We start from the raw sequence: 14,509 nt of genomic DNA on the forward strand, positions 1-14,509 counted from the left end.
TTGAAAGTTTAATTATGTAAAATTTTCCAGCCGGCTAACCAGTTGTAATTGTATTTCATACCAAGCTGTATCAGTAAAAGCTGCATGTTTTCCAATGTTCTGCTAACAGGAAGATCACCTGCCACAATAGGATTAAAGCCTGCAGTGGTCACCAATTCTGCAACAGTTTGCAAGGCATCTTTGTCATTGCCGGCAATGAATGCATCAGCCTGGATTCCGTTAATGACCGGTGTGGAAAAATCCGCCGCGAACGTGGTATTGAAGGCCTTGATTACTTTAGAATGCGGCAGCAGTTTTTGCAATTCTTCGGCTGCACTCGTATCGGTTGGGGTTACCAAACCATTGTAGGTTTCGTTCAGTGGATTGGCAATAGATATCACGATCTTCTGGTTGGCCACTTCCCTGATCTTTGGGGCAATTTCCTTTGCCGCTCCAAACGGCACGGCCAGGATGATGATATCTGCTTCCCAGCTGGCTTCTGTGGGACAAACTGCTGATTCAACATCGGCGTTAACATTTTTAGTTGTAATATCTTTTACCAATATATCCAGGTCTTCCTGTTTATTGCCTTTTAAGAGCAACCTGTAGGGACCTTTAGCAATTGATCTTGCAATGGCGGAACCCATGTTACCCGTGGCTCCTATTATTGCTATGGTTTGTTTCGTTTGCATAATCTTTAAATTGATCACACAAAGCTACCGCAACACCATGCCCCCCTCCATTGTTATGGGATAAGAAATGCTATTGACATATATCAATGAAAAGCGTTGACCTGGATGAAGCTGTTTGAACCTGGCAGGATACCGGGTATTGTTTAACAGTCCTGTAAATGAGAGTTGCCTTTCGGCTTTTTTCCTTCACCGCCTATGAAAATAATCTACTCCCGCGAACAATATTTATTTATCCTAATGTGCCTCGCTGGCCATTTCAATTGTACTGTGGTGAATATTATTGTGTTCCAGTTCGTGTTTGATCTCCTTAATAACATCCAGCTTTTGCGTAAAGGATAACTGTTCATCGATCACTACATGGGCAGTCAATGCATTTTCTGTTGTACTTAATGGCCACACATGCACATGATGCACATGTTTTACATGGGGTACACTTTTAATTAGTTTTTTAATGGCCTCCAGTTGTATGCCAATGGGAACTGCATCAATGGTCATTTTAAAACTGTCTCTTAGTAAACCCCAGGTGCTTATCAAAATCACAACCATGATCACAATTCCAATAGCAGGGTCAATCCAATAGAGATGGGTACGTGAAATGACTATGCCCGCGACCACAACGCCTAAAGACACCAGCGCATCTGCCAGTAAATGCAGGTAAGCAGCCTTTGAGTTCAATTCATGCTTTTGCCTGAAGAATAGAAATGCGGAAACGCTATTGATAATGATACCCAGGCCCGCCACCCAAGCAATCACATTGCCCTGCACCGGTTCAGGTCTTATTAAGCGGGTGCCGGCTTCATAACCCAGGATGCCTATGGCAACCAATAAAACAACCGCATTCAACAGGGCTGCCAGCACTGTTGTTTTTTTATAACCATAAGTATATACAGCGCTTGATTTCCTTTTAGCCATCCAGAAAGCCACCAATGATATAACAAGGCTCGCCACATCACTCAAATTATGTCCCGCGTCCGTAAGTAAAGCCATAGAATTGTAGATCAGTCCAGCTACCAACTCCGCTACCACAAATGCCAAGTTCAGGCCTATGCCGATCAGAAAAACATTTTGATTGTTTTTATTGATCTGCACTGCATGAGCATGACCATGACTATGTGAATGTTCCATTTTTAGAGTTTTATCTTGATGCCACCATTTACAACAAATCCTTCCGTGTGTGTCCAGATCTCGTCAAAAACCGGTTCGATACGTGAGCCATTCACCACATTTTTATACCTGCTTTGGCGGGTATCTGTAAAGTTCTCCAGGTTTACAAATAAAGAAAACTTTCTAAAGATCTTCTCGGCCATAAAGCCATACTCTGCAAATGAAGGTGTTTTTGTTCCATCATGCAAATACTGCTTACCTGTAAAATAACCTTCCAACCCCAATTTTATAGAGCCTTCGCGCTCATAGATCAACGCCGTGTTGAGTTTATCCCGTGGCACCAGGGGTACATATTGTGCTCCTGTAAGGTATTTTGCTTTGGCATCAGTAAATGTATAGCCCAGGAAAAGCTTGTAGTTCTGTTTGAATATAAATTTTGCATTGGTTTCAAAGCCTGCACTCTGCACCGGTGACGATGCGTTGATGAACCTGTATTGGCCAGGCATAAATTTCTCTACTACCAGGGGTCTGCTGATCCATGTATAAAAGCACATATGATTGAAAGAAAATACCAGGTCTTCGCCGAGATTCGTTCTGAAGTTTACATCAGCTGTTCCACCGTAACTTTTTTCCGAGCTTACATTGCTTAATTGTGCCAGGTCCTGGTATTGCATGGTTTCCGTCTCTTCCGTAAATAAGGTTGGTGTTTTATATCCCATGCCTGCACCCACCCTTGAAGACCATTGAGGGTTGAATTTCACCAATAGGGAAACCCTTGGCAATGCAAATACTTCCGTTTTGGAATATACGGCATTCTTATAATTGGCAACATCAACACGAAGGCCACTCTCCAGTTTTATTGCACCCGTTGCGTCCCAGGTATGCTGCCCATAGAGGCCTGCAGTTCTTACAGTATTGTCTTTTTTGTTGTTGTCTTTGTTTTTATCGTTGAACTGATCGTAAATGAAATTGGCACCCAGCACAAAAGCATGTTGGTTGCCATTGCTTACCCAGGAAACATCTGAAAAGCTATTGTAATTAACACCAGCAAATGTGTACGCAGGAATGTTTATTGATCGATCAAATAGGCTGAAACTTTGCCGGGCTACCAACCTGTTCCTGTCTCCTATCTTCTTGTCCAGTTCAAAACTGCTGCTATTGCGCAGGGTTTTGTTTTTCTCAAAATACTGGTGCGAGGCATCTGCCTTTCCCCTGATCACCTGTATATCTCCACCTGTTCTTTCTCCGGCAGTAAAGCTGTTACTGATGGTTATGGTAGTCGTTTCATTGGGGTAAATGAACAGTCTTGGGGTAATTACAATCTCATTGGACTTAGGTACTTCGGTAAATTCATCTTTATCCACATCAAAAGCCTTAGACCGGTTATAAAGAGCAAGCAGGGTATAACCCAACTTCTTCCCCCGCGCTGAAGCGAACCCCCCGATATTACTTTGACCAATATTTGACTGGTTAAGGATTAAACTGTATTCAGGTCTTGTGCCTGGTGTTTTGGAAATAAAGTTTACCACACCTGCTATGGCACCACCTCCATACAAGGGCGATGCAGGCCCCTTGATGATTTCCACCTGTTTTAAGTCAAGAGGTGGTATTTCCAGCACACTTAACCCGCTGGAAAAATTGCCAAAATTGGGGAAGCCATCTTTTAACAATTGGGTGTACCTGCCATCAAGACCCTGTATCCTGACACTGGCATTTCCCGAGGTAGCTGAAGTTTGCTGTACCTGGATGCCCGTGCTTTCATGTAAGATCATGGCCACATTGGAAGGCCTCATATTGGTCTTTTCGTCGATCTCTTCAAGGGAGATAGTTTCTACCCTTGTAGGTACATTAGCGATAGCCCTGCTTGTCCTGGTAGATTGCACAATGATCTGTTCCATCTCGTGCTCACTGCTTTCCATTACTATTTCAAGAGTATCTGAACTATGTGGAATAGTTAATTTGATTTCTTTTTCTTGATAAGCTGCCGCGGTGATCATTAAAACATATTCACCGTTAGCAGGGAAAGGTATTATTAAGTGGCCCGTCGAATCGGCTGTATACCCATTGCCTGTTCCTTTTATTGCGATGCTGGCTGGTACATGAGATTTGTCTTCACCGGTTATTTGAATATGGAGGGTTTGTTGAGCCTTGCTCAAAAAGCTGATGCCGGATAACAGAAATAATATGAATAGACGCATATGGTAATGCCTGGATTGTATTAATGAATGATTAGAATAACAGGTTTGATCTTCAAACCAACAATAGAGACATTAACAAAAGTGCGGCGGTTGCCAGAACGAGGAAGCGTAGGAAGTAAGATGGAAGTTCAGGATCCTTTCATGATGCATTTGCTTTTCAGTTACCGGTAAAACCAATTGTATAGGTTTAGACAATCCGACGAAGCCGGGGCAGGTAGCACAGGCAAAAAAAGGTGAACAATTGCCTTCAGGCTGGTGCTTCTCATGACCGGAGGTTGCAGCCAACTGGTTTGCACAGCATTCATCAACAGTACAGCAGGGAAAGAATGTCCCTGCAGCCGTTATAATCAACAATATGAGAACCAAAAAGTTTTTCAATTGGCTCAAAGATAAATCAACACATACTTCAGATACTAAACAATGTTTGTAGCAGGGTTGCAGACTGCATGTCGCCATGAAGCAATGGAATGAATTCACTACATCAATAAACCAGGAAGCGCGAATTATTTTTTGAGCACCCTGTACTTCAACCACAATACCCCAGCTTCCAGTTGAAGCACATCTGCCAGTTCTAACGAAGTAGCTGCTTCTTTCTTCAAAAATTCACTCACTTCAAAACTTGTGGATGCTTTAGGTGTGCCGTCTACTATGGGCAATAACAAAATACTTATTTCATCTATCAAACCATCATTGAGTAATGAACCATTAATATGGCCGCCACCTTCCAGCATAATGGTTTGTATGGGAAACAATCCGGCCAATTGACTTAAGGCAGATCTAAAGTCCAATGCTTCTTTGCCAGCAAAAATGTAAGAGATATTTTTTCCTTGCAGGTATTGGAGGTATGTATCGCTAACCTGCTCAGTCAACACCTCAATAATATGATCACCGCTGATCTCATTGCCTTGCCAGCCCAGTTTTCCATGACCATCTACAGCTATAGCGAAAGATGAAGCATTGACATCGCCAATAAAAGCATCCCTAGCTATGAAACCTCCTGGTGCTAAAAGCTGTGGTTGCTGGCCCCTGGTAAAATCCTTTTCCATTGTAACCCTGCCAACCATCCAGGCCTGGCTGATGAATGATTCGTGACACCTTTCATAGATCCTGCTAAATGTTTTTCTTTTTTCGGGATCGCCCCAATTGCCAGAAATTATTCTACCATCAATTGTTGATGCCATGTGGCAGATTACATATGGTTTCTTCATCGATCTTATCTTTTGATTGTAAACCACAAACCATTTCACTTACATATCAGCCTTTTTTTACGCCGGCACTACAAAAAATAAAAGGACAATTGGCTATATATAGATTGTCCTTTTTGTTAGTTAGAAATGTTATACTGTTCGTCTGTTACTTTTTCCATCCAGTCAACTACTTTGCCATTTAGATTTTCCTGTATGGCAATATGTGTCATTCCGTTTTTCGCCGTTGCTCCATGCCAATGCTTTTCATTGGGCTCAAACCAGACGATGTCGCCCGGGTGCACTTCTTCAACCGGACCACCCTGCCGCTGCACCCAGCCACAACCTGCAGTAATAATCAATGTTTGACCAAGTGGATGAGTATGCCAGGCAGTCCTGGCGCCCGGTTCAAATGTAACGCTGGCGGACGCGGCACGCCTGGCATTATTGGCCGAAAACAAAGGATCTATCCGAACAGCTCCTGTGAACCAATCTTCAGGTCCTTTGGCAGAAGGCTGCGTACCTATTCTTGAAATTTCCATGGAGAATGATTTTGACTATTGATTATGTTTGATTTAGCATTCCTTTTGGCAGAACAGCCTGGCTACATCTTTCCCTTCTGCCAGGCAACCCCGGCTTAAAGCTGATAGTTTGAATCCTGTTTCTTATTTTTTCAAAGACGCCATATCAATTACAAAGCGATACTTCACATCACCGTTCAATAAACGCTCATATGCTTCATTGATCTGCTGGATGTTGATCATCTCTATATCTGCAACAATATTATGCTTACCACAGAAATCGAGCATTTCCTGTGTTTCTGCAATACCGCCAATCATAGAACCAGCAAAGTTTCTCCTGTAAGGAATGAGACTGAAGGCAGCTACCGGTAGCGGATGCTCGGGCGCTCCCACCAGGGCTAATGATCCATCCACTTTCAACAGGTTTAGGTATGCATTGATATCATGTTGGGCTGAAACTGCATCAAGGACAAAATGAAGTTTACCGGCATAGCGCGCCATTTGCTCTTCATCTTTTGAAAGCACTACATCGTCAGCACCCAGGCGCCTGGCATCTTCCACCTTGGAAAGAGAGGTGGTAAATACAATAACTTCAGCACCCATCGCCTTTGCGATTTTAACACCCATATGTCCCAGGCCGCCAATACCAACAATGCCTACTTTTTTACCCGGACCAATATTCCAATGCTTTAATGGAGAATAAGTAGTAATACCTGCACAAAGTAAGGGTGCGGTTGCTGCCAGGTCAAGATTACCGGGCACCTTCAAAACGAAAGACTCGGTGACGACTATACTTTCTGAATAGCCACCATAGGTTTGTGTGCCGAGGTATTTGTCGGGAGAGTTATAGGTTCCTGTATTTCCTTCTTCGCAATATTGTTCCAATCCTTCTTTACAATAATCGCATTCACGGCAACTATCTACCATGCAACCTACAGCGGCAAGGTCACCGACCTTAAATTTTGTCACATGATCACCAACGCTGACAATTTTGCCCACAATTTCATGCCCAGGCACGCAGGGATAGATCGTGCCATGCCATTCATTTCTTGCCGTGTGCAGGTCTGAATGGCAAACACCACAATAAAGGATTTCAATTTCAACATCATGCGGTTTAGGTTTCCTGCGATGAATATTCAATAGGTTTAAGGGTGCATCTGCAGCCCTGGTGCCGAATGCTTTTACTTCCTTCGTTTTAATGGTGGTTGTCCCTTCTGGCGTTGTTCTTACTGATTCCATATGTTTAATTTTATATTGATTGATCCAATAAAATAATATCCTCTTTTGATTATCTAAACCACGATATCTACCTATAATCGTACTATCTTTCTTAAGAGTGTTCTATCTTGTTTTTACTTTAGTTTGGTTTCAAGGGCTATAGGCACAACATCTGTCAGCACAAGAGATTTCACCATGTCTTTAACAACCGACTTGTATTTTAAAAAATGTGGTGTCTGGATATGTGATTGGTAGGCAGGTACATCGGCATACATCTCAAAAACAGTTACATGCGTTGGCTGTTCTTTATCATAAACCGCATACATGGTAATTACGCCTGGTTCATTACCAACTGCAGCCCGGGCATGTTCTCTCAAAGCAGCCCTGTAATTTTCCAATTGTGTACTGTCAATTACAATTTTAGCAATCCGGACATAGGGACTATTATATTGGGCAAATGTCTGATTAGAAAAAGCTGTAACCATTCCAATAAGTATAAGTAGAAAGGTATAATAAAACCGGTTGCTTTTATTCATAATGTAAGATTTTAAAGATGAAGCATTTCGGCATTCAAGCCCGGCCATTAATATGGTATAACAATACCTCAAAGGTATTTTAGCTATTTTAATGGCTAATCGTGATTCAAGAGTATTAATTCAAACTACCCTCTCCTTGTCCATTGAATGGATAATGCCGGGCAGTCGACTAAACATGAGTTCACTTGCATTGGGATATATTCTTGATTTGCATCTTAATAAATGGAAAAATACTTAGCGAATTGCTCCAAATGTGGGTTAATAGTTAGGGGGTAATCTTAAAATAAAACTTCCATGATTACGAAACATTTTTACTGTATTATAAAGGAATAACACTTTCTCATACAGATGGGAAATTTGCCAGGAAGACAGGAGAACAACACTGATTAAAATCATAAAATATATGATTTTACGACCATACCTTAGAGGCACTTTGTTCCTTTTCGTTTTGCTATAAAATTCCAATACCCCGAAAGGATTAAGCACTTTTCAATCTCCAGGAAAATCTTGTATTGCACCACGATGCAATTTATGGGCAATACATGTAAAGAAAACGAATATACTACACTCACCGTACACTGAGGTTCCGCTACCAGGTTAATACATGTTAATGCGCATAACGGTATCGCTCCCTTTTTATTTGGATTTATAGATTATGAATGGATATACCTAATGATGGGTAAGGATTGCCTATGCCACTCCTCTCATTGTTATGCATATTCTTCAATCTGATAGCAAAACAAACATTACGTTTTGCTTTGCTATTCCCCGATTATTGAAAGCTAACCTGTACGGAAAACTATATGATTGTAGAGCTAATTACCTGACCTGTTTTTTAATGAAACTCATTTGAAAATGACAATTCTTTTTTAACCATAAACTAATGTTTTTTATGCAAGTCTCGACACAAAAATGGTCACCGGGAATATTCTTCCTGGCACTCGTACTGCTACTCTTTTCAAGTGTAGCCATTGGACAAACAACTATCACCACTGGAATAACCCTGCAAGCCAGTTCAATTCCAACCGGTAATACTGTAACCATTAATGCGAATGGACATTTGAATATGGATGTAGCCAAAACTTTTGCTTCTATAACAACAGCAAATGCCGGAAACTCCTATATAGATGGCTTAGGCGCATTAACTGTTACAGGTATCATTACCATTCAGACGGGAAACACGCTATATCTTAATCCCAACTGCACAACCAGTAGTTTAACTACCAAATGGACCTCAACTACAACAGCCAACATAACAGGAAATGGCACGCTAACTACAAATGCCGTAAGCATAGAAAGTGGCACAACCAGCACAAGCAGCGGTTGGCTTAACCTCGGAAATAATGTTGTTTGCAATTCCATTAATAAAGCAGGTGGCATCGGGCCCCACAATCTTACATACGACCGTGTCGTAAAAATTAGCGGAGCAGTTTCAAATCTGGATATTTTCAGAGGTGCAAATAATGCGATTGCAACCATTGAATATAATGGGACAGGTGACCAAACTGTTTTTCCAGGAGAATACTATTTTCTGACGGTTTCAGCAACAACTCCCAGAAACATCACGCTTTCGCCTTCGGGAATTATTTATATCAAAGGTGATTTTAATCACAATAGCTCTTTAAATAATTTTATCATTACAGGAAGTACCGTAGATTTCAATGGGAACGGCATTCAAACGATTCCAGCTATTCCATATTATAATTTAAACATTAGTGGCTACAGAACAACCCGAAACGTAACCATGGCCCCCGGAACAATCAGCGTTGCCGGTAATTTCAGCACAAGTAATTCCAGTTTTACTACAGGCCGTTTCATTGTTACCGGCAACACAGTTGTTCTCAATGGGGAAGGTGTCAATCAAACTATATCAGGTTCGAATGTTGTATTTAACAATCTAACAATAAACAGTTCTGGAACGAAAAGCTTTGGTTCTTCTATAGTTAGTATGTCAGGGAACTTGTTCCATAGTGCTGGTATAATGGATGCGGGTACATCCACTGTAAGTTTTACAGGCACATGCAGTATAGATGGAAGCAGTGAGAAAAACTTCAATCATTTCACTATCAGCAATACAGGCCTGGTTTCTATTCCAGCGAACAGCGGTGTTGTCAATATCAATGGGAATTTTACAAATAATGGTAACATGACTGCTGATGCCGCCACCACTGTTAGTTTTAAAGGTAGCAAGATCCAGACCCTTTCGGGTACAGGCACAACCATATTTGGAAATATCAACCTGGCAAACAATTCAACAGTAAATGCCGGTAGCCACAACATCAGGATCAACGGCAGCAGTTTTGCAGTTTCCCCAGGATCAACATTCAATGGGCAAACAAACACCGTAACTGTTACAGGAGCTGTTTCTTTAGAAGGAGCGGGCATTTACAATTTCAATCATCTTACTCTCGCCGGTTCACTTACCAATATTTCATCCAACAGTAATTTTAATTTGTCAGGCAACTGGATCAATAATGGCAGTTATTTACCTGGTACGGAAACTATTACTCTCAATGGAACAGGGGTGCAGCAAATTGGTGGTTTAAATGGGACTCAATTTGGCAAGGAAGGTAACGGGGGGGGTGCTAATCAATAAACCAACTGGTGGCATTACTTTAAACAATGATATCGTTATTAACGGTGTGCTTACCCTGTCTAAAGGTGTAATTGACGTTGCGGCTAACAAATCCATTTTAATTAGCGGAACCGGATCAATAACTGGTGGATCATCAACTTCGTACATTAATGGAAAGCTTTTTCAAACATACAGCTTCATAGGCAGCAAACATTTTCCTATAGGCAAAGCCGGTGTTTTTGCACCAGCAACATTAACCTATACATCTCTGGATGCACCAAGTATAGTATTTGCTGAATTGTTTACGTCATCATTTCCGGCTTCCGTACCCAATATTTCTCTTTTTACAGGGCGATACTGGTCTATCGGACAAACAGGGGCAACAGCATTGAATTATAATCTCGCCGTCGATGGATCAGGTTTTATACCAGGCAATGCCACTACACCGGTGATTGTAAAAGAAAATGCAGGAACAGTAACGGTTTTTCCGGCAACATTGGAAGGAAACGATTATACAGCAACCGGCATTACCGGATTTAGCAATTTCGTTTTGGGTACACAGTGCACCCCTCCTACCATTACTACACAGCCGGCAGTACCTGCAGCCATTTGCGATGGTTCCGGAATACGAACAGTCAGTGTAACGGCCACAGGATCACAGGACGATGTATTATCATACCAATGGCAGGCAGACGATGGAAGCGGTTTTACAAATCTTAATGATGGATCTGTATACAGCGGTGCTGCAACATCGCAGTTAACAATCACCAATCCAACTGCCTCTATAAATGGTTTCCTCTACCGGGCTATTGTCAGCAGCAGTTGTGCCGCAAATGTAATCTCGGATGCCGTGAGTCTTCAGGTTACTTCGGCACTTACACCCTCTGTAACCTTATTGCAGACAGAAGGGTCAAATCCAGGCTGCGTTGGAAATGCCACGACTTTTACAGCAACAGCATTGAACACTGGTGAAGGAACTGTAATTTACAATTTCAAGGTGGATGGGATTAGTGTACAAAGTTCAACAGTTAATACTTATACTACTGCGCTGCCAGCCGGAACCCATTCTGTTACAGCAGACATCAGCATAGAAAACAATAGTGGGAATTGTTTAACAACTACCACTGCTGCCGTAATAGAGCCGTTGAGCATAGTGGTAAACACAGCACCAACTATTGACCTGCAACCTTTGGATCAAACCATGATGTATGGTAGAGGTGATATAAGTTTCGTTGTTTCTGCATCCGGGATGCCAATACCAACATATCAATGGCAGGTTAATAAAGGATCCGGATTTACCGATATTCAAGGGGAAAACACATCAACTTTAACGATCAGTAACCCTGCTGTGTCAATGAGCGGCTCAATTTACCGCGTTGTGATAACTAACAGCTGTTCAAGTGTGACGAGCGATAATGCCAGCTTAACCATCAGCAAGGCTGATCCCGTCATCACGGTCAACCATTATGATGTTACCTATGACGGAAATGAACACACGGCAACAGGAACCGTCACCGGCGTTTTAGGAGAGGCCCTCAATGGGTTAAATCTTAATGCAACCAAGCACACTGATGCGGGCGATTATAAAAATGATTCCTGGACTTTTACAGATATTAATGGAAATTACAATGATGCATCAGGAAACGTAAACAATATCATTCAGAAGGCATCCACCACTACAACTATATCTGTAAATGATGGCCCGTATAATGGTTCTCCATATGTTGCTTTAGCTTATGTTATTGGCGCAGCCGGTCTGAACCAGTCAGCTTTCATTACCTACAGCGCAATCAATGGTACTGTTTATGCAGAATCAACAACGCCTCCTACAGATGCTGGTGAATATATTGTCAATGCTTCGTTTGATGGCAATAACAATTATTCAGGCTCCGGTGATAGTAAAAGCTTCACTATTACAAAAGCCAATGCAACCATCACCGTCATACCTTATACAACGGCTTATACGGGTGATCCTCATTTATCAGCTGCGCAGGCAATCGGGGTAGCTGGTGAAGACCTTACTGCTTTGTTGGATGTGAATGCTACAAGCCATACAAATGCGGGAGTCTATAACGGAGACAACTGGACGTTTGAAGGCAATCATAATTATAATAATACCAATGGCAGTGTGGACAATGTAATTACAAAGGCCTATGCACTGATCAACGTAGTTCCATATTCGGTCACTTACGACGGAAATTCTCATACCGCCATTGGCACAGCCATTGGTGTCAAAGAAGAAGATTTAAGCAATTTGCTGGAACTTTCTGGCACAACGCATATTAAAGCAGGAAACTACACTTCCGATTTTTGGACTTTTGCCGGAAATGAGAACTATAATTCCATTGGATCAACAACTTTTACAGATATAATCGAAAAAGCACCTGCAAGTATCATAATCTCCAACACGGAACAGGTTTACGACGGCAATCAAAAAGCAGTCACTGTGGTCACAACCCCTTCAAATCTAAATTATGCTGTCACCTATGATGGTACAAGCATATTGCCTACAAGCGCAGGAACTTATAATGTTGTGGCAACGATCAATGAAGACAACTACTCGGGCAGCCAACAGGCAACGCTTACTATTATACCATGTGTAGCACCTTCAATAATTTATTCCGGAAGTACCGTTATTTGCCCGGGCACTTCCTTACTTATAGGGTCCTCATCATCAATTAACAATCAATGGTATAAAGACGGTTTACTGATACCTGGTGAAACAGGCCAGACACTAATGGTCGTAGCCCCAGGAAGCTACCAGGTCGCAGTCATTGGTTCTTGTGGTTCCTATTTGTCGCAGGCCTTATTTATTACACCAGGTCTTGTCCCTACAATAAACTCCCAGCCCAGCACAAACAAATCGACTTATTGCCAGGGACAAACGGCGGGTGCATTAAGCGTAACAGCAAGTGGTTCAGGTTTAATGTACCAATGGTATAGTAATAGCACTGTGAGCAATACAGGAGGCAACAGTATCAGTGGTGCAACAAGTGCAACATACATTCCATCAACGGCAACGCGTGGAACTCTCTATTACTATGTTGTTATATCTGGAAACTGTGGTATGACAACAAGTAATGTTTCGGGGGCTATCCAAATAAATCCTGCGACCATTATTGTTTCGCATCCCAACATCAATGCAATGTCCTATTGTCAAAATACCACTAATCTTACTGCATTGAGTATAAGCGCAACAGGCTTAAACCTGAAGTATCAATGGTACAGTAATACAATTCCTGCAAACACTGGTGGCATGTCCGTCCAGGGAGCAACAGCAACCAGTTTCAAGCCCGCAACTTCTACGGTTGGCACGTTTTATTACTATTGTGTTGTAAGCGGTTCTTGTAGTACAGCCACCAGCAATGTTTCCGGTACCATAACAATCAGTGCAGCCACAGCCATCACCCAACAGCCAGGTAACAAAGCAGTCATCTACTGCCTGAATTCCATTGCCACACCATTGATTGTTATAGCATCAGGTGCCAACCTGACATACCAGTGGTATTCAAACACTAAGGCCAAAACAAACAATGGTTTGTTGATTGGGGGCGCAACGAGTAACAGTTATGTACCGCCTACAAATGTTGGGGGAACTACCTACTACTATTGTGTAGTATCAGGCAATTGTGGTACACTGACCAGCAATATTTCAGGCGCTATAACTGTCAACGCAAAATGTACAGCGGCATTAACAGTAGGCACCCGACAGGTTGATGTAATTCAGGAAACTTCACAGTTTAATGTGCAGGTTTATCCTAATCCTGTGATCACACAGTTTACCGTCAAAGTCATGAGTACAAACAATAAGCAACCTATTTCAGTAGTTGTGTACGATGAACTTGGCAGGGTCGTGGATATGAAGAGAAATCTTTCTCATGGACAAAGCATACAGCTGGGTGAAGGGTATAAACAAGGCATGTATATTGTAGAAATGGTCCAGGGTGAAAATCGAAAAAGAATTAAAATCCTAAAGACAAACTAAAAAAAATCCTGGTTAAATTGTTTAAGGTGGTTGAAAGGCCACCTTTTTTGTATCTCCATTTTGTATCAGGTGAATTAAAGGGCACTTCAGAAAGTTTATGAGCTTTTAATCTTATAAGTAGGCTGGCAGGTTGGAATAATTGGAATAAGAAGAATAGGATTCTTATATATTATCGCTTTACTATGAAATTTCAATTCAATGTATATTCCGCAACATAATTTAATCACTGATTATTGTAAGGTCCTAAACTATAAGTCTTTTCTTCATAAATGCCCTACCTGAACCTGACTTCAAATATTTTTCAAATGCAAAAGCTTTGTATTTGTCCTTAAAAGCACAGTAAAATATTATTTCAACGGGCAATCTTGAACTCGTTGCCAGAACATAACCATTGGAATGCCTTTGTAATCTTTCTTTTAAATTTTCTGTACAACCAGTGTACGAGAAACCATCATTACATTGTAAAATATAAACATAATGCATGGATTAAATGTAGAAAGGCATGAACGAAATTGCA

10 protein-coding genes are annotated in these 14,509 nt (G+C 41.6%); 2 read left to right on the forward strand and 8 right to left on the reverse strand.

All coding sequences use genetic code 11. The features are described from left to right. Positions 1–8: 8 nt before the first annotated feature. The 7 genes from BP74_RS01990 to BP74_RS02020 form a co-directional block, all read right to left on the reverse strand. Entirely contained in the window at positions 9–671 is a 663-nt protein-coding gene (locus BP74_RS01990) for an NADPH-dependent F420 reductase (RefSeq protein ID WP_496370538.1), read from the reverse strand. Positions 672–905: 234 nt separating this feature from the next. Further along, complete coding sequence (locus tag BP74_RS01995) at positions 906–1,796, reverse strand: cation diffusion facilitator family transporter (protein ID WP_496370540.1); 891 nt, start codon at positions 1,794–1,796, stop codon at positions 906–908. A 2-nt stretch (positions 1,797–1,798) separates the two neighbouring features. Next, positions 1,799–3,973, reverse strand: coding sequence for a TonB-dependent receptor (locus tag BP74_RS02000; protein WP_496370542.1), 2,175 nt, complete (start codon positions 3,971–3,973; stop codon positions 1,799–1,801). Between the two features lie 503 nt (positions 3,974–4,476). Beyond that, a complete protein-coding gene (locus BP74_RS02005) occupies positions 4,477–5,181 on the reverse strand; it encodes a dihydrofolate reductase family protein (RefSeq protein ID WP_496370544.1) in 705 nt (234 codons plus the stop codon). 116 nt (positions 5,182–5,297) lie between these two features. Next, on the reverse strand, positions 5,298–5,699 hold the full coding sequence (locus BP74_RS02010; protein WP_496370546.1) for a (R)-mandelonitrile lyase: 402 nt from the start codon (positions 5,697–5,699) through the stop codon (positions 5,298–5,300). Between the two features lie 123 nt (positions 5,700–5,822). Continuing rightward, positions 5,823–6,917: an NAD(P)-dependent alcohol dehydrogenase gene (locus BP74_RS02015; RefSeq protein ID WP_496370548.1), complete on the reverse strand. Its 1,095-nt coding sequence runs from the start codon at positions 6,915–6,917 to the stop codon at positions 5,823–5,825. A 113-nt stretch (positions 6,918–7,030) separates the two neighbouring features. Continuing rightward, positions 7,031–7,432 carry a putative quinol monooxygenase gene (locus tag BP74_RS02020; protein ID WP_496370550.1) on the reverse strand — a complete coding sequence of 134 codons (402 nt, stop codon included), beginning with the start codon at positions 7,430–7,432 and terminating at the stop codon, positions 7,031–7,033. Between the two features lie 892 nt (positions 7,433–8,324). On the opposite strand from BP74_RS02020, the gene BP74_RS02025 reads away from it, so the two are divergent. After that, on the forward strand, positions 8,325–10,028 hold the full coding sequence (locus BP74_RS02025; RefSeq protein ID WP_496370552.1) for a beta strand repeat-containing protein: 1,704 nt from the start codon (positions 8,325–8,327) through the stop codon (positions 10,026–10,028). Further along, positions 9,979–13,992, forward strand: coding sequence for a DUF8696 domain-containing protein (locus tag BP74_RS02030; RefSeq protein ID WP_496370554.1), 4,014 nt, complete (start codon positions 9,979–9,981; stop codon positions 13,990–13,992). The genes BP74_RS02025 and BP74_RS02030 overlap by 50 nt, the downstream gene beginning before the upstream one ends. A 243-nt stretch (positions 13,993–14,235) precedes the next feature. On the opposite strand, the gene BP74_RS02035 is transcribed toward BP74_RS02030, so the two are convergent. Then, positions 14,236–14,475, reverse strand: coding sequence for a GIY-YIG nuclease family protein (locus BP74_RS02035; RefSeq protein WP_496370556.1), 240 nt, complete (start codon positions 14,473–14,475; stop codon positions 14,236–14,238). Positions 14,476–14,509 lie beyond the last annotated feature (34 nt).

The organism is Flavisolibacter ginsengiterrae DSM 18136 (assembly GCF_059568575.1).